Here is a 23,548-nt window from a genome sequence, read left to right on the forward strand (position 1 = left end):
CCCGCAGCGGCTACCTTGTGCCCATGCGCCTCGGGGTCGTCGACGTCGGTTCGAACACCGTCCACCTCCTCGTCGTCGACGCCCATCCCGGGGCCCAGCCGCTGCCGGCGAGCAAGCACAAGATCGACCTGCGCCTGTCCGAGCACGTCACCGACGGGGGCCTCATCGCCGACGAGGGCCGCGACGCGCTCGCCGACTTCGTCGCGGAGTGCCTCGGCGTCGCCGAGGACCAGGGCGTCGAGGACCTGCGCGGCTTCGTGACGAGCGCGGTCCGCGAGGCCCCGAACGGCACGGAGGTGCTCGCCCACGTCGCCGAGCGCACCGGTGTCCGGCTCGACGTCCTGACGGGCGAGGAGGAGGCCCGGCTGACCTTCCTCGCGGTCCGCCGGTGGTTCGGCTGGTCGGCCGGCACGCTGCTCGTCGCCGACATCGGCGGCGGTTCGCTCGAGCTCGCGATGGGGATGGACGAGGAGCCCGACGTCGCGATCTCGGTCCCCCTCGGTGCAGGCCGCGTGACACGAGACATCCTGCCGGGCGACCCGCCCTCGCCCGACGACCTGCGCGAGGCCCGCCGCCGGGTGCGCGCCACCATCGCCGCCGAGCTGCGGCCGCTCGCCAAGGCCGGCGCCCCCGACCTCGCCGTCGGCACGAGCAAGTCGATGCGCTCGCTCGCCCGCATCTGCGGCGCCGCGCCGAGCTCCGAGGGGATGTACGCGCGCCGGCTCCTGCCGCGCGAGGCGCTGCTCGAGTGGCTGCCGAAGATCGCCGCCATGACCGCGCGCGAGCGGGCGGAGCTGCCCGGGGTGTCGGCCTCGCGCTCGCGGCAGGTCCTCGCCGCGGCCGTCGTCGCCGACGCCACGATGGACCTGCTCGGCCTCGAGGCCCTCGAGATCTGCCCGTGGGCGCTGCGCGAGGGCATCCTCCTGCGCCACCTCGACCGGATGCAGTGACCGTGCCGGGCCCGCGCACCCCGCGCCGCCGCCGACCGGCGGCGCCGCGGGTCGCGCTCTCGACGTCGTCGGTCTACCCGCTCGGCTGCGCCGCGGCCTTCGCCACGGCGGCCCGGCTGGGCTACGACGGGGTCGAGGTCATGGTGTGGACGGACCCGCTGACCCGGGAGGCCGGGGCGCTGCGCCGGCTCGTGGAGCACCACGGCGTGCCGGTCGTCTCGGTGCACGCGCCGACGCTGCTCGTGACCCAGCGGGTGTGGGGGACCGACCCGTGGGAGAAGGTCGACCGCTCGCTCGACCTCGCCGCGGAGCTCGGCGCCGGCACGGTCGTGCTCCACCCGCCCTTCCGCTGGCAGCGCGACTACGCCCGGGGCTTCGCGGACGGGGTGGCGCTGCGCGAGGAGCGCGCCGGGCTGCGGCTGGCCGTCGAGAACATGTACCCGTGGAAGGCGGGGGCCCGCTCGCGCGAGGTGGAGGCCTACCTGCCGCACTGGGACCCGGTGGCCCAGCCCTACGACCACGTGACGCTCGACCTGTCGCACACCGCGACCGCGGGCTCGGACGCGCTGTCGATGGCTGCCGACCTCGGACCCCGGCTCGTCCACCTGCACCTCGCGGACGGCTCCGGGGCGCCCCGCGACGAGCACCTCGTGCCCGGACGGGGCACCCAGCCCTGCGGCGAGGTGCTGGAGGCCCTCGCGACGCGGGGGTTCGCGGGCGACGTCGTCGTCGAGGTCTCGACCCGCCGGGCCGACGACGAGCGCCGCGACCTCGACCTCGCGGAGTCGCTGGCCTTCGCCCGGCTGCACCTCGCCCCGGTGCCCTCCTGAGCAGAGGGACCGGGGCTGCGCGTGTGCGGCGGCGGTCGGTCAGCCCGAGGTGCCGACCGACGAGACGACGAGCTGCGGCGAGCCGCCGGTCGAGCCCTGGCAGGCCTGGACGGACTGCTCGACGAACGCGGCCTCGGTCGACCCGGGCGGGTAGACCCGGAACCCGTCCGCCGTCGTCGGGGCGCAGCTGCGCTGGGGGTAGTTGCCCGCGTTGGCGACCTGCAGGAGGGAGGTCGTCGAGCGGCCCGGGGCGAGGGTGACCGTGCGTGCCGTGCCGGTGCGCTCGGCGGCGGCCCCGAGCTGCGTGCCGTCACCCTTGCCGACGAAGGACACCCCCGGGAAGCCGTCGAGGACACAGCTGCGGGACCCGGTGTTGCGGAAGCTGATCAGCAGGTAGGTGCTGCCGGCCGCCGCGCCGCCGGACGGGCTGCGGACGCCGACGTCGAGCGAGCCGATCGGGCACCGACCGACCCGGCCGGTCGACGAGGTCGACGTCGTGGAGGCGCCGGAGCCGGAGGAGGTCGTCGGCGACGAGCCGCCGGTGGAGGTGGCGGAGCTCGACGGCGTGGAGCCCGTGGAGGAGGTGCTCGGCGAGGCCGACGGGTCGGCGCTGCTGGTCTCGCTCGGGCTGCCGGACAGGCCCGTGGAGGCGCTGCCGGAGGACTCGAGGCCGTTGCCGCAGGCGGTGAGGCCGAGGGCGGCGACCAGGGCGGTCGCCGCGAGGACGGGACGGAGGCGTCGTGTGCTCATGCCGACGACGCTAGGACGGCGAGGTCTCCGGCGCGCCTCACCGCGGTCACCGTCACGCACCGGTCCGCTCACGGTCCGGTGACCCGGCCGTGACCTCGTCGTGAGGTCCACCGGACGGGCTCTCGGGCAGCCGGAGCCGCGCCCGGGCACCGCCACCGGCGGCGTTGTCGAGCTCGAGCGTCGCCCCGAGCACGCGGGCCTGCCCGGTCGCGATGACGAGCCCGAGGCCGTGCCCGTCGCCGGCGGTCCGGCTGTGCCGCAGCCGCTGAGGCCCCTCGCGGAGCAGCGACGCCTCGAAGCCGGGGCCGTGGTCCCGCACCTCCACGACCCGACCGTCCTGGACGACCTCGACCGGGGGCGCCCCGTGCCGCAGGGCGTTGCGGACGAGGTTGCTGACGACCCGGTCGACGCGGCGCGGGTCGGTCACCACCTCGGTCCCGCCGCCGGTGCGGACGGTGACGGCGCCCTCCGGCAGCTCCCCTGACGCGACACCGCGGCGGACCACGCGGTGCACGACCTCGCCGAGGTCCACCTGCTCGGCGAGGGCCTGCTCGCGACCACCGTCGAGGCGGGCGACCTCGAGCAGCTCCTCGACGAGGGCGGCGAGGGCGCGGGCCCGGTCCCGCACGAGATCGGCTGCGCGTGAGGGCTCGAGCAGCTCGGCCGCGGTCAGCAGACCGGTCACGGGGGTGCGCAGGTCGTGGGCGACGTCGGCGGTGAAGCGCTGCTCGGCGCGGACCCGGTCGGCCAGCCGGGCGGCCATCGCGTCGACGGCGTCGGCCAGCGCGCCGACCTCGTCGTGCCGCTCGCCGACGACGCGGCGCAGCGACGCGGGGTCACCGCCGGAGGCCACACCGCGCGCGGTGTCCGCGGCCCGGCGCAGGCGCTGCGCGAGCCGTCCGGCGGTCACCCAGCCGACGAGCCCGGCGACGAGGACGACGACCGCCCCGGCGAGCAGCAGCGCGCGGTCGACCTGCGCGACCGTGCCGTCGGCCGGGACGAACCGCGTCCGCGTCGAGAGGACCACCTCGCCGTCCCGTGTCGCCGCCCACACCGTCCGCACCGAGCCACCGGTCACGAGGGTGGCGCGGGCGCCGTCGGCACGCACCGCGTCGCGCAGCTCGGCCGGGACGGACGGGTCGTCGACGCGCGCGTCGAAGGCGAGCAGCCCGGTGGCCGTCCGGACGTCGACGGCGGCGGAGATCCGGTCGGCGGCCGTGCGCCGGGCGGTGTCGACCTGCTCGCGCAGGACGAGGAGGTGGACGGCGACCCCGAGCGCGGCCACCGCGGCGAGGGCGACGACGATGACGGCCGTCGCGATCCGGCCGCGCAGGCCGCGCGCCCGCCGGCTCACCGCACCAGCCGGTAGCCGAAGCCGCGGACGGTCTCGACCCGGTCGGCGCCGACCTTGGAGCGCAGCCGCTGGACGTGGACGTTGACGACGTGGTCGTCGTCCTCGGTGTCGCCGTAGCCCCAGACCCGTTCCAGCAGCGCCCGACGCGAGAGCACGCGGCCGGGCTCGTCGGCGAGCTCGAGGAAGAGGCGCATCTCGGTCGGGGTGAGGCGCAGCACCTCGTCGCCGCGGCGCAGCTGGACGGCCCGGCGGTCCAGGACGAGGTCGCCGAAGGTCTCCGGGCCCGTCCCGTCGGCGGACGAGGGAGAGCGCTCGGTGGCGGTGGGCGCCCGGTCGGCGGCGGACCGGCGCAGGGCGTTGCGCAGCCGAGCCAGCAGGACCTGCACGTCGAAGGGCTTGGTCACGTAGTCGTCCGCGCCGGCCTCGAGCCCGCCCACGACGTCGAGGCTGTCGGTGCGCGCCGAGACGAGGACGACGGGCACCTGGTCGCTCTCGCGGATGCGCCGCGTCAGGCTCGCGCCGTCGAGGCCTGGGAGCATCACGTCCGACACGACGAGGTCGAACGGCGGTGCGGCACAGCGCCAGGCGTCCCACGCCTCCAGCCCGTCGGTGTGCCAGACGACGTCGTAGCCGTCGCGCTCGAGGTGGGCGGCCGTGGCCTCCCCGATGACGGCGTCGTCCTCGACGAGGAGGACGCGGCGCCGTCCGGTCGCGGTGGTGCTCTCGCTCACGCGGCCACAGTAGGCGCGTCGTCGCGCCCCGTGGCCCGACGGGACGCCGGCGGTGCTCGACACGGCGCGCGGGCGGTGCCATCGTCGGGTCATGACCGACGACGCGATCGTGGTCGACGACCTCCGGGTGGTCCGGGGCGGGCGCGAGGTGCTCCCCGGCCTGTCGATGACCGTGCCGCGCGGCGAGATCGTCGGGCTCCTCGGTCCGAGCGGTGGCGGCAAGTCGACGCTGATGCGGGCCGTCGTCGGCGTCCAGGTCGTCGCGAGCGGCACGGTGACGGTGCTCGGCGAGCCCGCCGGCTCGCCCGCGCTGCGGCGCAGGGTCGGCTACCTCACGCAGGCCCCGAGCGTCTACGCCGACCTCACCGTGCGCCAGAACGTCCGCTACCTCGCCCGGGTCGTCGGCGCCGACGCCGCGGCCGCCGAGCGCGCCATCGCCGCCGTCGACCTGACCGACCACGCCGACGCGCGGGCCGGGGCGCTCTCGGGCGGGCAGCTGTCGCGGGCCGGGCTGGCGTGCACGCTCGTCGGCGACCCGGACGTCCTCGTGCTCGACGAGCCGACGGTCGGCCTCGACCCCGTGCTGCGCCGCGACCTGTGGCGCATCTTCCGCGGGCTCGCCGCCGACGGCCGCACCCTCCTCGTCTCCAGCCACGTGATGGACGAGGCCGTCCGCTGCGACCGGCTCGTGCTGCTGCGGGCCGGACGGGTGCTCAGCGACTCGACGCTGCCCGGTCTCCTGGAGCGCACCGGCACCACCGACGCGGAGTCGGCCTTCCTCGCCCTCGTCGACGCCGACGACGGGCGGGCCGTCGACCCACCGCCGGAGGGCTACCGGGGACGGCACGCGGGGGAGGGGTCGTGAACGCGCGCATCACGCTCGCGACCGCCGCGCGCATCCTGCGCCAGCTGCGCGGCGACCACCGCACCGTCGCCCTCATGCTCGTCGTCCCCTGCGTGCTCCTCGGCCTGCTGGCCTGGCTCTACGCCGACTCCCCGGTCGACGTGTTCGACTCCGTCGGGCCCGCGCTGCTCGGCGTCTTCCCGCTCGTCGTCATGTTCATCGTCACGAGCATCGCGACCCTGCGCGAGCGCACGTCGGGCACGCTCGAGCGGCTGCTCACGACGCCGCTGGGCAAGGGCGACCTCATGCTCGGCTACGCCCTGGCCTTCGGCGTGATGGCGCTCGTCCAGGCCGTCGTCGCCAGCGCGTTCGCGGTGTGGGTGTGCGGGCTCGGCGTCGCCGGCCCGCTGTGGCTGCTCGTCGTCATCGCGGTCGTCGACGCGGTCCTCGGCACGGCGCTCGGCCTGCTCGCGAGCGGGTTCGCGCGCACCGAGTTCCAGGCCGTGCAGTTCATGCCCGCGTTCGTCCTGCCGCAGTTCCTGCTCTGCGGCCTCATCGTGCCGCGCGACCGGATGCCCGGGGTGCTCGAGGCGGTGTCGGACGTCCTGCCGCTGTCGTACGCCGTGGACGCGATGAAGGACGTGGCGACGCGGACCGACCCGCTCGGCGACGTGCTGCCGAGCCTCGGGGTGATGCTGGTCTGGATCGTCGTCGCGCTCGTCCTCGGCAGCCTGACCCTGCGCCGCCGCACCCCCTGATCCCGGCCGCGCCTCAGGGGGTCGCGATCTCGAAGTGCTGGTAGTCCTTGAGGCTCGTGTAGTCGCCGCCCCACGTGAACCCGCGGGCCGCGAACGCGCGGACCACCTCGTCGCCCGCGACGACCATCCCCGGGCGCACGTCGGTGCGGTCCAGGTAGGCCGACCCGGCGGCCGGCAGCACGAGGTCGCCCTTGACGTAGGGGTTCTCGATGGTGTTGACGTCGATCGCCTTGCCGTAGCTGTGGATCGAGAAGCGGTCGGTCGTCCCCGTGATCGGCCGGCAGTTGAACGCCGAGGTGTTGTCCGCGGCCATCGAGGCGTCGTCGTCGGCGTCGTAGCGCTCGATGAGCTCCATCCGCCGGATCGGGAAGCGGTCGCGGTAGAGGTCGCCGAAGACGTGGACCACGTCGCGGGCGACGTCCTCGTGCACCATGAGCCGCCCGAGGTGCGGGCGGTCGTCGAAGCCCCAGTACGTCATGGTGACGATCCGCAGGTCCTCGATCGGGACGGGGCACCCCGGCTTCCAGCTGACCCCGACCATCGTGGCGCGCGTCCGGCGGTCGACCGGCGTGACGACCGCGAGGAAGGGCAGGTGGTGGCCCGGGCGCCAGTGGGCGACCGCCCGGTCGAGGCCTGCCGCGGAGGCGGCCGCGACGTCGGGCGCCGACGGCCGGGCGGTCGCCGGCGCGGCGAGGGCCGCGAGGAGGGCGGTGGCGGTGGCGAGGACGGCGGTGGGGCGCAGGCGCATCGGTGGGCCTTCCGGAGCAGGGGGTCGGACGGACCCGGCCACGCTAGGCGCGCACCGCCCGCCGCGCGCGTCGAGCGGTCCCGGGCGCCCCTGCGGTCCGGGGCGGGCCCGCGGCCGGGCTAGCCTGCTCGTCGTGGACGCCTCCGACCTGCTCCGTGGAGCCCTGCTCCAGATCTCCGGCTCCGACGCGGTGCGCGCCGCCGTGACGAAGGCGCCGGTCAGCCGGTCGGTCGTCCAGCGCTACGTCGCCGGGGACCTCGTCCCCGAGGCCGTCGCCGTCACCGGCGAGCTGCGCGGCACCAACCGCCTCGCGACGATCGACTACCTCGGCGAGGACGTCACCGACCGCGCGCAGGCCGAGCGCACCCGCGACACCTACCTCGCGCTCCTCGACGCGCTCGCTGAGGCCGACCTCGCCCGCTTCGGCGCGGCCGAGGTCAGCGTCAAGCTGAGCGCCGTCGGGCAGGCCATCCCCGGCGACGGGGACGCCATCGCCCTCGAGAACGCCCGTGCCATCTGCGAGGCGGCCGACCGCGCCGGGACGACGGTGACCCTCGACATGGAGGACCACACGACGACCGACCGCACCCTCGAGGCCGTGCGCGCGCTGCGCGCCGACTTCCCGTGGGTCGGGGCGGTCCTCCAGGCCTACCTCCACCGCACCGAGGCCGACTGCCGCGACCTCGCCGGCCCCGGCAGCCGGGTGCGGCTGTGCAAGGGCGCCTACAAGGAGCCCGCGTCCGTCGCCTACCAGGACGGCGGCGAGGTCGACCTCTCCTACGTCCGTTGCCTCAAGGTGCTCATGGCCGGCGAGGGCTACCCGATGGTCGCCAGCCACGACCCCCGCCTCGTCGAGATCGCCGAGGCGCTCGCGTCGCACCACGGCCGCACGCCCGACTCCTACGAGTTCCAGATGCTCCTCGGTGTGCGCTCCACCGAGCAGAAGCGGATCGCCGACCGCGGCCACCAGATGCGCGTCTACCTGCCCTTCGGCGAGGACTGGTACGGCTACCTCGTGCGCCGGCTCGCCGAGCGGCCGGCCAACCTGCGCTTCTTCCTGCGCTCGCTCGCCGGCAGCAGCTGAAACCCCCGCGCCGCCGACGCGGCCGGACGGCATACTCGGCGCCATGGCCACGACTGCGATCTTCGGTGCCGGTGTCATGGGCGAGACGCTCCTCTCGGGGCTGCTCCGCGCAGGGCGGCCGGCCGACTCCCTCGTCATCACCGAGCGCCGGGCCGACCGCGCCGCCGAGCTGACCGAGCGCTACGGGGTGCGCGTCCTCGAGAACGCCGAGGCCGCCGCCGCCGCGAGCACGCTCGTCCTCGTCGTCAAGCCGCAGGACATGGGGGCGCTCCTCGACGAGATCGCGCCGCACGTCGAGGCGGGTGACCTCGTCGTCAGCCTCGCGGCCGGCATCACGACCTCGTTCGTCGAGTCCCGTCTGCCGCAGGGCCGTTCGGTCGTCCGGGTGATGCCCAACACGCCGGCCCTCGTCGACCAGGGGATGGCCGCCGTCTCGGCCGGGGCGCACTGCGGGCCCGAGCACCTCACCGAGGCGCAGTCGCTGCTCGCCGCGACGGGCAAGGTCCTCGAGGTCCCCGAGAAGCTCCAGGACGCCGTCACCGCCATCTCCGGCAGCGGCCCGGCCTACATCTTCTACGTCGTCGAGGCGATGATCGAGGCCGGCGTCGTCCTCGGGATGCCGCGCTCGACGGCCACCGAGCTCGTCGTCCAGACCCTCTTCGGCGCCGCGACGATGATCAAGGAGACCGGCCAGCACCCGACCGTCCTGCGCGAGCAGGTCACCTCGCCGGGCGGCACGACCGCGGCCGCGCTGCGCGTCATGGACGACCACAAGGTGCGGGCCGCGTTCATCAGCGCGATGGAGGCCGCTGCCACCCGCAGCCGCGAGCTCGCCGGTGGCTGAGGCGGCGCCGGGCGTGCACCCCGGCCTGCGGGTGGAGCCGGTCACCGACGCCACGTGGCGCGCCTACCGCGACGTGCGCCAGGCCGCCCTCATCGACAGCCCGCGCGCCTTCTGGACGACGTACGCGCAGAGCGCGGCCCGCACCGACGACGACTGGCGCGCGCTCGTGGCCACCGGCCCGGCGCTGTGGCTCGCCTGGGACCTCGACCGCCCGGTCGGCACCGTCGGCCTCGCCCACGGCGAGGACCAGCCGGACGACGAGGTGTACCTCGTCGGGATGTGGGTGGCCGGCGCCGCCCGCGGGAGCGGCGCCGCCGCCGACCTCGTCGACGCCGCGCTGGCGCGGGCCCGCGCCGACGGCCGGCGCCGCGTCGTCCTCGACGTCGCCCGCGAGAACTCCCGGGCGCTGCGCTTCTACCTGCGGCGCGGCTTCGCCCTCACCGGTGCGACCGGGACGATGCCGTGGGACCCCACGTGCGTCGAGGAGCGGATGGTCCTCGAGCTCGCGTGACGGACCCGGGGCGCACCCGCTGTTCACCTCCCCGGTTGCCGCACACCGTGGGTGTCGTGGGAGAGTGACGGCCATGAGCGACATCACGGTCCGCACCCTGGGCGCCGAGGAGTGGGAGCACTACCGCTCCATGCGCCTCACGGCGTTGCGCGAGTCGCCCGAGGCGTTCGTCGCCTCCCACGACGAGGAAGAGGCCGAACCCGAGGACTTCTGGCGCGCCCGGATGGAGCGCTCGACGCGCCTGCTCGCCGAGCGCGACGGCGAGCCCCTCGGCATCGCCAGCGTCGGGGACGTCGACGAGGACCGCCCGGACCACGCCCAGCTCTTCGGCCTCTTCGTCACCCCGGCCGCCCGGGGCACCGGCGTCGCGGCCGCGCTCGTGCGGGCCGCCTCGCGCGTCGCCGCCGAGGACGGCCGCCGCCAGCTCCTCTACTGGGTCGGCACCGACAACGGTCGCGCCGTGGCCTTCGCCAGCAGCTTCGGCTTCCGTCCGACCGAGAGCCGCCGTCCGATGCGCGTCGTCTCCGAGGACGACGGCGAGGAGGAGGTCGCGATGACCCTCTCCCTCGCCGGTGACCGCGGGGGCATCCCCAGCGCGATCTGAGCCCGGCCGGCCCGGTTACGGCCGGGCGGCCAGCCGCTCGATGAGCGTCGTCGGCCCGCTGACGATGAGCGTGTCGTGGGCCGAGACCTTGGTGGTCGGCACCGCGTAGGTGAAGTCCTCGCCGGGCGCCTTGACGCCGACGACGGTGACGCCGTACTTGCTGCGGACCTGGCTCTGCTCGAGCGTGAACCCGATCGTCTCGGTCGGCGGCCGCATCTTGACGATGGCGAAGCCGTCGTCGAACTCGATGTAGTCCTGCATCCGCCCGCCGACGAGGTGGGCCACGCGCCGGCCGGTGTCGGCCTCGGGACGCACGATGTGGTGCACGCCGATCCGGTCGAGGATGCGGGCGTGCTCCGGCGAGAGCGCCTTGGCCCAGATGGCCGGCACCTGCGCGTCGACGAGGTTGGCCGCCGCGAGCACCGAGGCCTCGACCGAGGACCCGATGGCGACGACGGCGATCTGGAAGCGGCCGGCCTTCGCGTCGCGGATGACGCCGGCGTCGCTCGCGTCGCCGTGGACGACCTGCGAGATGCGGCCGAGGAACTTCTCGGCGAGGAAGCCGTCCTTCTCGATGGCGGTGACCTTGTGCCCGAGCCGTCGCAGCTCGAGGGCCGCCGCGGCGCCGAAGCGGCCGAGGCCGATGACGAGGACCTCGTCGTCGCGGGCGTTCCTGCCCATGGGTGCGTTCCTCCCGGTGGTGGGTCCGTGCGGTCCCAGCCTGCCACGGACCGACCACCGAGTAGCGTGCAGCCATGGCCCCACGGACGAGCGTCATCTGGGATGACGTGTTCACCGCCTACGACTTCGGTCCCGGCCACCCGATGGGCCCCGTCCGCCTCGACCTCACGACGCGCCTCGCGCGCTCCCTCGGCGTCCTCGACCACGTCGACCTCGTGAGCCCCGGTGTGGCGGACGACGACCTGCTCGCGACCGTCCACGACCCCGCCTACGTCGAGGCGGTCAAGGTCGCCTCGGCCGACCCGGCGCGGGCCGACGTGCACCGCGGCCTGGGGACCGACGACGACCCGGCCTTCCGGGGGATGCACGAGGCCTCGGCCCGGATCGTCCAGGGCACCGTCGAGGTCTGCCGGCGCGTCTGGGAGGGCGAGGCCGAGCACGGCGTCAACTACTGCGGTGGCCTGCACCACGCGATGCGCACGCACGCGAGCGGCTTCTGCATCTACAACGACATCGCCGTCGGCATCCAGTGGCTGCTCGACCACGGCGCCGAGCGCGTCGCCTACGTCGACATCGACGTCCACCACGGCGACGGCGTCGAGCGCGCGTTCTGGAACGACCCGCGGGTGATGACGATCTCCCTCCACGAGAGCGGCCAGCACCTCTTCCCCGGCACCGGGTGGCCGGCCGACGTCGGCGGGCCCGACGCGCGCGGCACGGTCGCCAACGTCGCCCTGCCCCCGGGCACCGGCGACGCGTCGTGGCTGCGGGCCATCGACTCGGTCGTGCCGCACCTGGTGCGCGCCTTCGCGCCGGACGTCCTCGTGACCCAGCACGGCTGCGACACCCACCTCGAGGACCCCCTCGCGCACCTCGCCATCACCGTCGACGCGCAGCGGCGCGCCCACGACGAGCTGCACTCGCTGGCCCACGAGGTGTGCGGCGGGCGCTGGGTCGCGCTCGGCGGCGGGGGCTACGAGCTCGTCGACGTCGTGCCGCGCTCGTGGACGCACCTGACGGCGATCGCGGCGCACGCGCCGGTCGACGTGCAGACGCCGGTGCCGCAGGACTGGCTCGACCACGTCGAGTCGCTGCTCGGGCGGCCCGGGCCGCGCCGGATGGGCGACCTGCCGAAGGACCGGCTCCCGATCTGGGTGCAGCCGTGGGGGATGGGGCACAACCCGGACAGCCCGCTCGACCGCGCGGTGTTCGCGACCCGGCAGGCCGTCTTCCCGCTGCACGGCCTCGACCCCTGGTTCGACTGACCCCGCACGCCCCCGGGGTTCGGCCGTCCGGCCGGGGCCGAGCGCCCGAGCGGGGGTTCGGCCGATCGGCTCGACACGCCGAAATTCTGCTGTCGGAGACGGCGTGTCGGCTGGACAACGTCCACGAGTGCGTTCATTCCCCTTCACAGTGGTCACAACTGCCCCTATGGTTGCGACAGCACGCCACAGGGAGCTGTCCGGGCTGGATCCGGCACTGCGGCGAGCAGAAGATCGAGGTCCAGATGTCCACGGAGCGTCAGCTCGGCGAGGTGCGCTTCCTCACCGTCGCCGAGGTCGCCACGATCATGCGCGTCTCGAAGATGACGGTCTACCGCATGGTCCACGCCGGTGAGCTGCCGGCGATCCGGGTCGGCCGGTCCTTCCGGGTCCCGGAGGACGAGGTGCACGCCTACCTGCGCAGCTCGTTCGTCGACACCGCGTGACCCGGTCCCGCGGACCGAGGAGGGGCGCCCCGCCGGCCGGCGGGGCGCCCCTCGTGCGTCACCCGCACACCGTCTCCGGCCCCCGCGGTTTGGGGCCGGTGGGGGCCCGCCGGTAGGGTGGGCCGCCGTACCCCCGTACCACCGTGAGGAACACCCATGGGCTCTGTCATCAAGAAGCGGCGCAAGCGGATGGCGAAGAAGAAGCACCGCAAGCTGCTGCGCAAGACGCGTCACCAGCGTCGCAACAAGAAGTGACCACGCGTCACCTCTGAGCGTCGAGGGTCCCCGGCCGTTGCCGGGGACCTTTGTCGTCCCCCGGGAGCCCTCCCCGCGACCACGTCCCGGCTCCCCCTGTGGGTCCCGGGAGCGCCCCGGTAGTCTCGGTCCCGTCGGACCGGCATGGGAGGAGTCGCGGTGGCGAAGGTGGTGCTGGTCACCGGGGTGTCCCGGTACCTCGGGGGGCTGCTCGCGCGGCGGGTCGCGGCCGAGCCGGGCGTCGAGCGCGTCGTCGGCGTCGACGTCATCCCGCCGCCGCACCCCGTCCCCGGCGTCGAGTTCGTGCGCGCCGACATCCGCAACCCGATGATCTCCCGCGTCATCGAGTCGTCGGGCGTCGACACCGTCGTCCACATGAACGTCATCGCGACGCCGACCTTCGTCGGGGGCCGGACCCCGCAGAAGGAGATCAACGTCATCGGCACGATGCAGCTCCTCGCGGCGTGCCAGAAGTCCTCCACCGTGCGGCGCCTGGTCGTCAAGTCCTCGGCCGCGGTCTACGGCTCGACCCCGCGCGACCCCGCGCTGTTCACCGAGGACATGGACGCGCGCCGCACCCCGAGCAGCGGCTTCGGCAAGGACTCCATCGAGGTCGAGGGGTACGTGCGCGGCTTCGCCCGGCGCCGCCCGGACGTCGACATCCTCATGCTCCGCCTCGCCAACGTCATCGGCCCGCGCATCCGCACCTCGATCACCGACTACTTCTCGATGCCGGCCGTGCCGGTCCCGCTCGGCTACGACGCCCGGATGCAGTTCCTCCACGAGGAGGACGCCATCGACGCCCTCGTGCTCGGCACCACCGGTGACGCGACCGGGGTCGTCAACGTCGCCGGCGACGGCGTGGTCACCGTCCTGCAGGCCGTCGCCCTCGCCGGCCGGCCCGCGGTCCCGCTGCCGCTCGGGAGCGCCTCGTTCGTCGGCGGCGTCACCCGCCGGCTCGGGCTCGCCGACTTCTCGCCCGACCAGATGTCCTTCCTCGCCTACGGCCGCGGCCTCGACACGACGCGGATGCGCGACCGGCTCGGGTTCGAGCCCCGGTACACGACCCGGGAGGCGTTCGAGGCCTTCGCCGCCACCCTCGGCTCGCAGGGGCCGGGCCTCGGCTCGGTCGTCGACGCCGTGAGCGGGGTCGCCGGCGCCGCGAGCCAGTCGGTGCTCACGGCGCTCGGCGCCGGGAGGGTGCGCTGATGGCCGCCCGCCCGGGAGCCCTCGCGGCCGGTGCCGCGCGCGCCGGTGGCGAGCGGGCCCGCCGCCGCTCGACGCCGCTCATCGGGGCCGAGCCGGTGGCGGCCGCACCGGTGGCGGCGACGACGAGCGCGACGCCGAAGGCCACCCCGGCGAAGAAGACCGCGCCCGCGAAGAAGGCCGCGCCCGCCAGGAAGGCCGCGCCGGCGAAGAAGGCTGCGCCGGCGAAGAAGGCTGCGCCGGCGAAGAAGGCTGCGCCGGCGAAGAAGGCTGCGCCGGCGAAGAAGGCCGCGCCCGCCCCCGTCGCGTCGGTCCGCAAGCACCGTCCGGCGCCCAAGGTCACCTCCGCCCCCTCGCCACGCGCGACGACGCAGGCGGGGGAGCGCACCGGCGCCGGCCGCCTCACCCCGCGCGAGAAGGCCCGCCGCGACGCCGCCGCGCGCCGTCCGCACCTGCGGGTCGCCGACCCCGCCGCTCCGCCCGCCGCGCCCCGCCGCCGGACCGCGCGACCCGCGCCGCCCGCCCCGGCCACGCCGCCGGCGGCCGCCCCGCCGCTGGCCGCCGTGCCTCCGCTCGACCCCACCACCGCGTCGGCGCCCGGCCGCTCCGGCCTGCCGGTGCCCGACCTCGCCGACGTCCTCGACGCGCTCGTCGTGGGCCTGCGGGTCGCGGCCGAGGCCGCCGGCGTCGCGCCCGAGGACGTGGAGCGCCGGGTCGCGCAGGTGCTCGCGTACCTGCGCCGCCGGGTCGAGGGCGACTACGACGTCGACGACTTCGGCTACGACGAGCACTTCACCGAGAACGTCTTCTACCCGATGCTCCGGCCGCTCTACCGGCACTGGTTCCGGGTCGAGGTGCGGGGCATCGAGAACATCCCGGCGAAGGGCGGCGCCCTCGTGGTCTCCAACCACTCGGGCACGATCGCGCTCGACTCGCTCATGGTGCAGCTGGCCATCCACGACGAGCACCCGCAGCACCGGACGATGCGCGCGCTGGGGGCCGACCTCGTCTTCCAGACCCCGTTCGTCGGGACGATGGCCCGCCGCTCCGGCTCGACCCTCGCCGCGAGCGAGGACGCCGCGCGTCTCTTCGGCCGCGGCGAGCTCGTCGGCGTCTTCCCCGAGGGCTTCAAGGGCACCGGCAAGCCCTTCAGCGAGCGCTACAAGCTGCAGCGCTTCGGCCGCGGTGGCTTCGTCTCCGCGGCGCTCGCCGCCGGGGTGCCCATCGTCCCGTGCTCGGTCGTCGGCGCCGAGGAGACCTACCCGATCATCGGCAACATGGGCAGCCTGGCGCGGCTGCTCGGACTGCCGTACGCGCCGGTGACCCCGACCTTCCCGTGGCTCGGCCCGCTGGGGATGGTCCCGCTGCCGAGCAAGTGGATCATCGAGTTCGGCGCCCCGATCGACACCTCCGGCCACGACGAGGGGGCCGCCGAGGACCCCATGCTCGTCTTCGACCTCACCGACCAGGTGCGCGAGACCATCCAGCAGACCCTCTACACGCTGCTCATGCAGCGCCGGTCGGTCTTCTTCTGAGCGCCGTGGGTACCGCGCCGTGAGCACCCCCGAGCCCCGCGTCACCCTCGTGACCCGCGAGGGCTGCCACCTGTGCACGAGCGCCCGCGAGACGGTCGCCCGGGTGTGCGCCGACCTCGGCGTCGGGTGGCGCGAGCTCGACGTCGACGGCGACCTCGACCTGCTCGGACGCTGGTCGGAGGAGGTGCCGGTCACCCTCGTCGACGGGCGCCAGCACGACTTCTGGCGGGTCGACGAGACCCGGCTGCGGGCGGCCCTCGCCACCCCGCCCCGAGGGGAAGCATCCGGCCCGACCGGACGTTGAGCGCACTAGCACATCGTCGTCGTGAGGCACGTCACCGGGGTCCCGCGCAACTTTGTGCCTCCCTTCACAAAGTCGTAGGCTGACCGGGTTCCGCGGGCGACCGTGCGGCGTCTCGCCGTGCCTCTCGCCGCAGCCCGTGACCCGCGAAAGGAGTCGGTGACCGCCTGTGTCCACCGCAGCAGCCACCCGCCGGGGCATCCCGGACGCGTCGGTGGCCCGTCTGCCCGGGTACCTGCGAGCCCTCACCGCCCTCGCCGACGCCGGCATCGCCTCGGTCAGCTCCGAGGAGCTGGCCGGCGCCGCCGGGGTCAGCTCGGCGATGCTCCGCAAGGACCTCTCGCACCTCGGCAGCTACGGCGTGCGCGGGGTCGGGTACGACGTCGAGCGGCTCGCCTCCGAGATCGCGGCGGCGCTCGGGCTGACCCAGGACTGGCCGGTCGCCATCGTCGGGATGGGCAACCTCGGGCGGGCGCTCGCCGCCTACCGCGGGTTCGCCGAGCGCGGCTTCCGGGTCATCGCCCTGCTCGACCGCGACCCGCGGGTCGTCGGGCAGGAGGTCTCGGGCCGCGTCGTGCGCCCGATGGCCGACCTCACGACGCTCGTGCGCGACGAGGGGCTCTCGGTCGGCGTCATCGCCACCGCCTCCGACGGCGCGCAGGACGCCTGCGACGCGCTCGTCGCGGCCGGCATCCGCTCCGTGCTCAACTTCGCGCCCGTGCTGCTGTCGGTCCCCGAGGACGTCGCCGTGCGCACGGTCGACCTCTCGACCGAGCTCCAGATCCTCGCCTTCCACGGCCAGCGCAACGCCGTCGCCGAGGCGGTGGCGCCGTGAGCCTCGTCGTCCTCGGCCTCTCCCACCACGGGGCGCCCCTCGGGCTGCTCGAGTCGGTGGCCCTCGACGGTCCCGCCGCGACCGACCTCGAGACCGCCGTCCTGCGCTCGGAGCACGTCACCGAGGCGGTCGTCCTCTCGACGTGCAACCGCACCGAGGTCTACGCCGAGAGCCTGACCTTCCACGGCGCGCTCGTCGACATCACCAACGCTCTCGCACAGGCCTGTTCGGTCGACCGCGCCGAGCTGCAGCCCCACCTGTACGTGCACTACGAGGACCGCGGCATCGCGCACGCGTTCACCGTCGCGGCCGGCCTGGACTCGATGGCCGTCGGCGAGGCGCAGATCCTCGGCCAGGTGCGCCGGAGCCTCTCGCGCGCCCAGAAGCACGGCCACGTCGGTCCGGCGCTCAACGGGCTGCTCCAACAGGGCCTGCGCGTCGCCAAGCGCGTCCACTCCGAGACCGAGATCGACCTCGTGAGCGGCTCCCTCGTGCAGGCGGGCATCACCCGCGCCGAGGCCGTGCTCGGGGGCCTCGGCGCCCGGTCCGTCCTCGTCGTCGGCGCCGGCGGGATGGGCGCGCTCGCCGCGACCACGGTCTCGCGCCACGGCGCCCGCGAGGTCGTCGTCGTCAACCGCAACCCCGACCGTGCCGTCGGGGTCGCCGAGCGGGTCGGCGGTCGCGCCCGCCCGCTCGCCGAGCTGACCGAGGCGCTCGCGGACGCCGACCTCGTCATCGCCTCCACCGGCGCGCGGGGCCAGGTCGTCACGGCCGAGCACGTCGCCGCCGCCCTCGCCACCCGCGGCGGACGCCCGCAGGTCTACGTCGACCTCGCGCTGCCGCACGACGTCGAGCTCGACGTCGACACCCTCGAGGGCGCCACCCGGGTCGGTCTCGCCGAGCTCGGTGAGGACCTCGCCGAGGCCGGCTCCGCCCCGCAGGTCGCCGTCGCGCGCGAGCTCGTCACCGCCGAGGTCGCCGCCTATCTCCTCCAGCGTTCCGCGCAGGCCGTCGCCCCCACCGTCACCGCGCTGCGCGCCCGCGCCGGCGAGGTCGTCGACGCCGAGCTGACCCGCCTCGAGCGACGCACGCCCGGCCTCGACGACCACGAGCGGGCCGAGGTCCGCCGCGCCGTCGAGCGCGTCGTCGACAAGCTGCTCCACACCCCGACCGTCCGGGTCAAGGAGCTCGCCCGGGACGGCCAGGGTGGCAGCTACGCTCGCGCCCTCTCGGACCTGTTCGACCTCGACCCGCGCGACGTCTCGCTCGTCTCGGCGCCGCCGGCCATCCCGGGGGAGGACGCATGACCGCGCTGCGCCTCGGCACCCGCCGCTCCGCCCTCGCGACGACCCAGTCCTCCTGGGTCGCCGACCGGCTGCGCGCCCTCGGGCACGAGGTCGAGCTCGTCGAGATCACGACCGAGGGCGACCGCGACCGCACGACCCCGCTCGCCCAGCTCGGCGGCACCGGCGTCTTCGTCTCCGCGCTGCGCGAGGCGCTCGCCGACGGCCGGGTCGACCTCGCCGTCCACTCGCTCAAGGACCTCCCGACCGCGCCCGACCCCCGCGTCGACGTCGCCGCCGTCCCCGTCCGCGAGGACGTCCGCGACGCCCTCGTCGCGCGCGACGGCCTGACCCTCGGCGAGCTGCCGGCCGGTGCCACCGTCGGCACCGGCTCGCCGCGCCGCCGCGCGCAGCTCGAGGCCCTCGGCCTCGGCCTGGTCCTCACCGACCTGCGCGGCAACGTCGACACCCGGCTGCGCGCCGTGCACGAGGGCCGGCTCGACGCCGTCGTCCTCGCAGCGGCCGGCCTGCGCCGGCTCGGCCGGGCCGACGAGGTGACCGAGCTGCTCGACCCGCTCCAGGTGCTGCCGGCCCCCGGCCAGGGCGCCCTCGCGGTCGAGGTCCGCCGCGACGACGACGCCACGCGCGCCGCCGTCGCCCCGCTCGAGGACGCCGACGCCCGCGCCTGCGTCACCGCCGAGCGCACCCTGCTCGCCGAGCTCGAGGCCGGGTGCTCCGCCCCGGTCGGCGCGCTCGCCGAGGTCGTCGAGGGGGTGGACGGGCCCGAGCTGTCGCTGCGGGCCGTCGTCGCCGCCCCGGACGGCTCCCACGACCTGCGCCGGTCCCTGACCGGTGACCCCGCCGAGGCCGCAGACCTCGGCCGGAGGACGGCCCGCCTCCTCCTCGAGGACGGCGCCGCCGACCTCATGCCCACGTCCACCGACCGATCCGTCACGGAGCGTGCCCAGTGAGCCCCACGCGCTCGTCCACCCGCCCCTCCCGCGTCCCCGCGCGCGTCGCCTTCGTCGGCGGCGGGCCGGGCGACCCCGGCCTGCTCACGGTGCGTGCCGTCGAGCTGCTCGCCGCGGCCGACGCCGTCGTCATCGACCAGGTCGCCCGCGAGGCGATCGCCCTGCGGCACGCCCGCGAGGACGTCGAGGTCGTCGACGCCGGTCACGGCGACCAGGGCGAGGCCCTGACCCAGGCCTCGCGCGCCAAGCTCGTCGTCAAGGCGGCCAAGGCGCACGCGGGCGGCCTCGTCGTCCGCCTCATGGACGGCGACCCGGCCGTCTTCAACGGGCTGGCCGAGGAGGCGCAGGCGCTCGTCAAGGCCGGCATCTCCTTCGAGGTCGTGCCCGGTGTCAGCAGCCTGAGCGCGGTGCCGGCCTACGCCGGCGTGCCGCTCACGGCCAAGTCCACCTCGGCCGTCCACGTCGTCGTCGCCGGTCCCGGTGCGCCGGCCGTCGCCGGCGGGGTCGACGCCTCGGTCACCGTCGTCGTCCTCGGCGCCCCGGACCGCGCCGCCGTCGCTCTCCGGGCGCTGCTCGACGCCGGCCGTGACGCCGCGACCCCGGTCGCCCTCACCGAGCGCGGCACGACGACCGAGCAGCGCACGCTCGTCACGACCCTCGGCGAGGCGCCCGGCGTCATGGCCGACAGCCGCTTCCCCGTCCTCGCCGTCGTCGGCGACACCGTCCGGATGCGCGACGCCCTCTCGTGGTTCGAGACCAAGCCGCTCTACGGCTGGTCGGTCCTCGTGCCGCGCACGAAGGAGCAGTCGGGCACGATGACCGCCCGCCTCGAGCACCACGGCGCGCACGCCGAGATCGTCCCGACCATCTCGGTCGAGCCGCCGCGCACGCCGCAGCAGCTGGAGCGCGCCGTCAAGGGCATGGTCACCGGCCGCTACGAGTGGGTCGGCTTCACGTCGGTCAATGCCGTGCGCGCCATCCGCGAGAAGTTCGACGAGTTCGGGCTCGACGCGCGCTCGTTCGCCGGTCTCAAGGTCGCCGCCGTCGGTGGCGTCACGGCCGACGCGCTGCGCGAGTGGGGCATCAACCCCGACCTCGTGCCCACCGACGAGCAGTCCGCCCAGGGCCTGCTCGACGCGTGGCCGCCCTTCGACGCCGACCTCGACCCCATCAACCGGGTCTTCCTGCCCCGCGCCGACATCGCCACCGACACCCTCGTCGCGGGCCTGCAGGCCACCGGCTGGGAGGTCGACGACGTCACCGCCTACCGCACCGTCCGGGCCGCCCCGCCGCCCGCGCCGGTGCGCGACGCCATCAAGTCCGGGGCCTTCGACGCCGTGCTCTTCACGTCGAGCTCGACCGTGCGCAACCTCGTCGGCATCGCGGGCAAGCCGCACCCGAGCACGGTCATCGCCTGCATCGGCCCGGCCACGGCGAAGACGGCCGAGGAGCACGGCCTGCGGGTCGACGTCCTCGCGCCGGAGCCGAGCGCCGCGGCGCTCGTCGACGCGCTCGCCGACCACGGCCGCTCGATCGCTCTCGACGCCGCCGAGGCCGGCGAGGAGGTCGTGCGTCCGAGCCAGCGTCGCGCCGGCGGCCGGAAGCGCGCCACGTGACGGCGGGCCTGCCGCTGCCGGGGGCGCCGTTCCCGGTCGGCCGGCCGCGCCGGCTGCGCCGCACCCCGGCGCTGCGGCGGCTCGTCGCCGAGACGCGGCTGCACCCGGCCGAGCTCGTCCTGCCGGTCTTCGTCCGCGAGGGCATCGACGCGCCGGTCGCCATCTCGTCGATGCCCGGCGTCGTCCAGCACACGCTCGACTCGCTCGTCGAGGAGGCGCGGCGCTGCGTCGACGCCGGGCTCGGCGGGATCATGCTCTTCGGTGTGCCATCGGCCAAGGACGGTCGGGGCTCCGGCGCCGACGACCCCGACGGCATCCTCAACGTCGGGCTCTCGCGGGTCGTCGAGGCGGTCGGTGACGACCTCGTCGTCATGAGCGACCTCTGCCTCGACGAGTTCACCGACCACGGCCACTGCGGCGTGCTCGCGGCCGACGGCTCGGTCGACAACGACGCGACGCTCGAGCGCTACGCGTCGATGGCCCTCGCGCAGGCCGCGACCGGCACGCCGGTCCTCGGCCTGTCCGGGATGATGGACGGCCAGGTCGGGTACGTCCGGGCGGCCCTCGACGCCGCCGGGTACACCGACACCTCGATCCTCGCGTACGCCGCGAAGTACACCTCGGGGCTCTACGGGCCGTTCCGCGAGGCCGTGCAGTCCTCCCTCGTCGGGGACCGCGCGACCTACCAGCAGGACCCGGCCAACGGCCGCGAGGCGCTGCGCGAGCTCGAGGCCGACATCGCCGAGGGCGCCGACATCGTCATGGTCAAGCCCGCCGGGCCGCACCTCGACGTCGTCGCCGCGGCCGCCGCGGTCTCGCCGGTGCCCGTCGCGGCCTACCAGATCTCCGGCGAGTACGCCCAGATCGAGGCCGCCGCCGAGCGCGGGTGGGTCGACCGCGAGCGGGTCATGATGGAGGCGCTGCTCGGCATCCGCCGGGCCGGCGCGAGCATCATCCTCAGTTACCACGCCATCGAGGCCGCCCAGCGCCTCTGAGCGCCCACGCAGCCTGTCCAGGTGCGGGCTACACCGCAGTACGTGACGCTGAGGCGTCAGTTACTGCGGTGTAGCCCGCGCTCGGACGGGTGCCGCGTCAGTGCTCGTGGGCGTGCGGGGCCTCGCCGGTGACCACGACCATCTCGACGGGCGTGTGCTCGAGCGCGTGCCGGGCGAGGACCTTCCCGGTACCGAGGTCGGCGACGACGAGCTCCTTCTGCTCCGCGTCCGTGACGAAGGCGGTGTCGCCGACGACCCGCAGGACCGGGCCCGGCTGCTGCCAGTCGTCCTTCTCCTGCCACGGCGCGATGACGGGGATGCGGCGCGTGACCGCCGCGGAGTCGACGTCAACGACGGCCAGCGACCCGTCGTAGGTCAGCACGACGCCCTCGCCGTCGGCGCCGCGCGCGAGCGAGCGGAACCAGTACGACGACCCGAGCTCGACCAGGCGCAGACGGTCGGTGCGGGTGTCGACGAGCGCGACGCGGGTCGTCTTCTCCACCGGGTCGGCGTCGGGGTCGACCTTGTAGTCGGTGAGGACGACGGGCGACTCCGGGCTGCCCGCGGCGTTGCCGGTCCGGGCGTAGTCGTCGCGCACCGCGACCTTGTGGAACTCGCCGCCGCGGTAGACGACCGGGCCGTCCTCGCAGCCGAAGAGCACGACGTCGCCGTCCTCGTCCGGGGCGGCCGCCGCCTCGCCGTGGACGCCCGTGCAGTCGTCGGTCCGCGCGACCTCCTGCCCGTCGCGGACCAGCCGGACGCTCGAGCGCGACTCCTCGGTCCCGTCGGTGACGAGGAGGCCGTCCTCGACCGGCACCGCGACCCCGTGGTGCGGCGCGGGTGTCGTCGACCGCTGCACGGGGGCGACGTCGGAGCCGATCTGCTCGGTCGGCACGAGCTGGACCGAGCCGTCGCCGTCGCCGAAGAGGGCGGTCATCCCCTCGTGCGGCACGACGTGCCCGGCGTGGGCTGCGGCGTACGAGACGTCGGTGAGGCCCGGCGTGTACTCGAAGGCGTGGTCGTGGTCGCCGTGCGGCTGGCGCTCGATCCCGGTGTCGTACACCCGGAACGCATCACCGTCGGCGACGACGACGTGCCGCCCGTCGCCCGCGTCGCTGAGCCGGAGGAAGCCCTCGCGGGCGTCCTGGCGGACGGTCTCGCCGGTCGTCGCGTCGACGAGGGTGAGGCCGCCCTCGTGGGCGAGCAGCACGCGCGGCTCGACGCCCCGCACCTCGCGCTCGTCGCCCCCGACCGTCGCGGACGGCGTGGCGCTCGTCGCGGACGAGGGGGAGGCGGGGTCGGACGCGCAGCCGGCGAGGACGACGGCGGGCGCGAGGAGGAGGACGGCGGGGCGCAGGGCGCGGAGGCGTGGTCGCATGGCGGCGACCCTAAACCAGAATGACAATCATTCTCAAACACACTCGATGGTGAGTGCGGAAGTGGCTGCCGAAGCGACCACTTCCGCACTCGACGGCGGGCGTCAGTCGTCGCCGGCGTCGAGGCGGGCGCGCAGGCGCTCGATGCCGCCGCGCAGGAGCTCGCCGTAGCCGTCGTCACCGAGCAGGTGGGCCGTGGTCTCGGCCGCCTCGAGCTCGCGACGGGCCTCGGTGATACGCCCCTGGCGGCGGTAGCCGTCGCCGAGGTTGAGGTGGAGGCTGGGCGCGAGGGCCGCGGCCGAGGGGATGCCGACCGGCGCCAGCGCGTCGTCGGCCAGGTACGCGTGCTCGCGCAGCGCGACCTCGTCCCACGCCACCTCGTCGGCGAGGGCGGGCTCGAGGTCGGCGAGGTAGTGCGCGAGCACGCAGCGCGGGGCGTGCTCGCCCGGCCCGGCCCCATCCCAGGCGGCGAGCATCCGGGCCCGTCCTGCGTCGCGCCCGCCGCCGAGCGACTGTGTGACGCCGGCCAGGACCTCGCTCCACTCCGTCATGCCGCGGACGCTACGGGCCGCCACCGACGGGGCCGCGGCGGCATCCACCGGGGGTCGAGGGCGCACACGGTCGCCGGGGCGACCGCTTCCGCACTCGACTCCGGACGGGATGGGGCGGGGACGGCGAACCGCCCGCCACGCGCTGCGTGACGGGCGGTCCGGGGTGGGGCATCCCGTCGTCCCTGCACGACGGGATGCCCGGGCGGCTCGCCGGAGGGAGCGGAGCC

26 protein-coding genes are annotated in these 23,548 nt (G+C 75.4%); 19 read left to right on the top strand and 7 right to left on the bottom strand.

Annotated features, from left to right (window positions below; translation table 11 throughout):
* Positions 1–23 precede the first annotated feature (23 nt).
* Positions 24–950: a Ppx/GppA family phosphatase gene (locus J3473_RS06940; protein WP_207022454.1), complete on the top strand. Its 927-nt coding sequence runs from the start codon at positions 24–26 to the stop codon at positions 948–950.
* Positions 951–952: 2 nt separating this feature from the next.
* Entirely contained in the window at positions 953–1,780 is an 828-nt protein-coding gene (locus J3473_RS06945; protein ID WP_207022455.1) for a sugar phosphate isomerase/epimerase, read from the top strand.
* A gap of 39 nt (positions 1,781–1,819) precedes the next feature.
* Here J3473_RS06945 and J3473_RS06950 read toward each other — a convergent pair whose 3' ends face one another.
* From J3473_RS06950 to J3473_RS06960, 3 genes are read right to left on the bottom strand one after another with little or no spacing between them, the layout of a single operon-like run.
* Positions 1,820–2,530 carry a DUF4232 domain-containing protein gene (locus tag J3473_RS06950; protein ID WP_207022456.1) on the bottom strand — a complete coding sequence of 237 codons (711 nt, stop codon included), beginning with the start codon at positions 2,528–2,530 and terminating at the stop codon, positions 1,820–1,822.
* 52 nt (positions 2,531–2,582) lie between these two features.
* A complete protein-coding gene (locus J3473_RS06955) occupies positions 2,583–3,884 on the bottom strand; it encodes a HAMP domain-containing sensor histidine kinase (RefSeq protein WP_207022457.1) in 1,302 nt (433 codons plus the stop codon).
* Positions 3,881–4,615, bottom strand: a complete 735-nt coding sequence (locus tag J3473_RS06960) for a response regulator transcription factor (RefSeq protein ID WP_242525728.1) — start codon at positions 4,613–4,615, stop codon at positions 3,881–3,883. The genes J3473_RS06955 and J3473_RS06960 overlap by 4 nt, the downstream gene beginning before the upstream one ends.
* Positions 4,616–4,706: 91 nt before the next feature.
* Here J3473_RS06960 and J3473_RS06965 point away from each other — a divergent pair, with 91 nt between their 5' ends.
* A complete protein-coding gene (locus J3473_RS06965; RefSeq protein WP_207022459.1) occupies positions 4,707–5,480 on the top strand; it encodes an ABC transporter ATP-binding protein in 774 nt (257 codons plus the stop codon).
* On the top strand, positions 5,477–6,217 hold the full coding sequence (locus J3473_RS06970) for an ABC transporter permease (RefSeq protein WP_030526663.1): 741 nt from the start codon (positions 5,477–5,479) through the stop codon (positions 6,215–6,217). Before J3473_RS06965 ends, J3473_RS06970 begins: the two co-directional genes overlap by 4 nt.
* 13 nt (positions 6,218–6,230) lie before the next feature.
* Here the strand turns inward: J3473_RS06970 and J3473_RS06975 are convergent, their stop codons facing one another.
* Positions 6,231–6,965, bottom strand: a complete 735-nt coding sequence (locus J3473_RS06975; RefSeq protein WP_207022460.1) for a M15 family metallopeptidase — start codon at positions 6,963–6,965, stop codon at positions 6,231–6,233.
* 133 nt (positions 6,966–7,098) lie between these two features.
* Here J3473_RS06975 and J3473_RS06980 point away from each other — a divergent pair, with 133 nt between their 5' ends.
* The 4 genes from J3473_RS06980 to J3473_RS06995 all read left to right on the top strand — a co-directional run bounded on the left by J3473_RS06980 (position 7,099) and on the right by J3473_RS06995 (position 10,008).
* A complete protein-coding gene (locus J3473_RS06980; RefSeq protein ID WP_207022589.1) occupies positions 7,099–8,049 on the top strand; it encodes a proline dehydrogenase family protein in 951 nt (316 codons plus the stop codon).
* A gap of 43 nt (positions 8,050–8,092) precedes the next feature.
* On the top strand, positions 8,093–8,893 hold the full coding sequence (gene proC / locus J3473_RS06985) for a pyrroline-5-carboxylate reductase (RefSeq protein WP_207022461.1): 801 nt from the start codon (positions 8,093–8,095) through the stop codon (positions 8,891–8,893).
* Positions 8,886–9,404, top strand: coding sequence for a GNAT family N-acetyltransferase (locus tag J3473_RS06990; RefSeq protein WP_207022462.1), 519 nt, complete (start codon positions 8,886–8,888; stop codon positions 9,402–9,404). Before proC ends, J3473_RS06990 begins: the two co-directional genes overlap by 8 nt.
* Before the next feature lie 73 nt (positions 9,405–9,477).
* Positions 9,478–10,008, top strand: a complete 531-nt coding sequence (locus tag J3473_RS06995; protein ID WP_030526667.1) for a GNAT family N-acetyltransferase — start codon at positions 9,478–9,480, stop codon at positions 10,006–10,008.
* Between the two features lie 15 nt (positions 10,009–10,023).
* Here the strand turns inward: J3473_RS06995 and J3473_RS07000 are convergent, their stop codons facing one another.
* Positions 10,024–10,689: a TrkA family potassium uptake protein gene (locus J3473_RS07000; RefSeq protein ID WP_207022463.1), complete on the bottom strand. Its 666-nt coding sequence runs from the start codon at positions 10,687–10,689 to the stop codon at positions 10,024–10,026.
* A gap of 74 nt (positions 10,690–10,763) precedes the next feature.
* Here J3473_RS07000 and J3473_RS07005 point away from each other — a divergent pair, with 74 nt between their 5' ends.
* From J3473_RS07005 to hemB, 11 genes are all read left to right on the top strand, one after another.
* Positions 10,764–11,954 (top strand): acetoin utilization protein AcuC, encoded by a 1,191-nt coding sequence (locus tag J3473_RS07005; RefSeq protein ID WP_207022464.1) that lies wholly within the window; start codon positions 10,764–10,766, stop codon positions 11,952–11,954.
* A 242-nt stretch (positions 11,955–12,196) separates the two neighbouring features.
* Positions 12,197–12,397 carry a helix-turn-helix domain-containing protein gene (locus J3473_RS07010; RefSeq protein ID WP_030526670.1) on the top strand — a complete coding sequence of 67 codons (201 nt, stop codon included), beginning with the start codon at positions 12,197–12,199 and terminating at the stop codon, positions 12,395–12,397.
* 156 nt (positions 12,398–12,553) lie between these two features.
* The gene (locus J3473_RS07015) at positions 12,554–12,652 is read left to right on the top strand and encodes an AURKAIP1/COX24 domain-containing protein (RefSeq protein ID WP_003792170.1); all 99 of its coding nucleotides are present in this window, start codon (positions 12,554–12,556) and stop codon (positions 12,650–12,652) included.
* A gap of 159 nt (positions 12,653–12,811) precedes the next feature.
* Positions 12,812–13,861 (top strand): SDR family oxidoreductase, encoded by a 1,050-nt coding sequence (locus tag J3473_RS07020; RefSeq protein ID WP_242525729.1) that lies wholly within the window; start codon positions 12,812–12,814, stop codon positions 13,859–13,861.
* Positions 13,861–15,393 (top strand): lysophospholipid acyltransferase family protein, encoded by a 1,533-nt coding sequence (locus J3473_RS07025; RefSeq protein ID WP_207022466.1) that lies wholly within the window; start codon positions 13,861–13,863, stop codon positions 15,391–15,393. Before J3473_RS07020 ends, J3473_RS07025 begins: the two co-directional genes overlap by 1 nt.
* Before the next feature lie 19 nt (positions 15,394–15,412).
* Positions 15,413–15,697 carry a glutaredoxin family protein gene (locus J3473_RS07030; RefSeq protein ID WP_207022467.1) on the top strand — a complete coding sequence of 95 codons (285 nt, stop codon included), beginning with the start codon at positions 15,413–15,415 and terminating at the stop codon, positions 15,695–15,697.
* Between the two features lie 166 nt (positions 15,698–15,863).
* Positions 15,864–16,529 (top strand): redox-sensing transcriptional repressor Rex, encoded by a 666-nt coding sequence (locus tag J3473_RS07035; protein WP_207022468.1) that lies wholly within the window; start codon positions 15,864–15,866, stop codon positions 16,527–16,529.
* Positions 16,526–17,836, top strand: a complete 1,311-nt coding sequence (locus J3473_RS07040) for a glutamyl-tRNA reductase (protein WP_207022469.1) — start codon at positions 16,526–16,528, stop codon at positions 17,834–17,836. Before J3473_RS07035 ends, J3473_RS07040 begins: the two co-directional genes overlap by 4 nt.
* Positions 17,833–18,783 (top strand): hydroxymethylbilane synthase, encoded by a 951-nt coding sequence (gene hemC / locus J3473_RS07045; RefSeq protein ID WP_030526676.1) that lies wholly within the window; start codon positions 17,833–17,835, stop codon positions 18,781–18,783. The genes J3473_RS07040 and hemC overlap by 4 nt, the downstream gene beginning before the upstream one ends.
* Complete coding sequence (locus J3473_RS07050) at positions 18,780–20,399, top strand: bifunctional uroporphyrinogen-III C-methyltransferase/uroporphyrinogen-III synthase (protein ID WP_207022470.1); 1,620 nt, start codon at positions 18,780–18,782, stop codon at positions 20,397–20,399. Before hemC ends, J3473_RS07050 begins: the two co-directional genes overlap by 4 nt.
* Positions 20,396–21,394: a porphobilinogen synthase gene (hemB, locus tag J3473_RS07055; RefSeq protein ID WP_242525730.1), complete on the top strand. Its 999-nt coding sequence runs from the start codon at positions 20,396–20,398 to the stop codon at positions 21,392–21,394. Before J3473_RS07050 ends, hemB begins: the two co-directional genes overlap by 4 nt.
* A 97-nt stretch (positions 21,395–21,491) precedes the next feature.
* On the opposite strand, the gene J3473_RS07060 is transcribed toward hemB, so the two are convergent.
* Positions 21,492–22,772 carry a hypothetical protein gene (locus J3473_RS07060; RefSeq protein WP_242525731.1) on the bottom strand — a complete coding sequence of 427 codons (1,281 nt, stop codon included), beginning with the start codon at positions 22,770–22,772 and terminating at the stop codon, positions 21,492–21,494.
* 102 nt (positions 22,773–22,874) lie between these two features.
* Complete coding sequence (locus J3473_RS07065; RefSeq protein ID WP_207022471.1) at positions 22,875–23,321, bottom strand: hypothetical protein; 447 nt, start codon at positions 23,319–23,321, stop codon at positions 22,875–22,877.
* Positions 23,322–23,548 lie beyond the last annotated feature (227 nt).

The organism is Phycicoccus sp. DTK01, assembly GCF_017312765.1.
Lineage (GTDB): Bacteria > Actinomycetota > Actinomycetes > Actinomycetales > Dermatophilaceae > Phycicoccus > Phycicoccus jejuensis.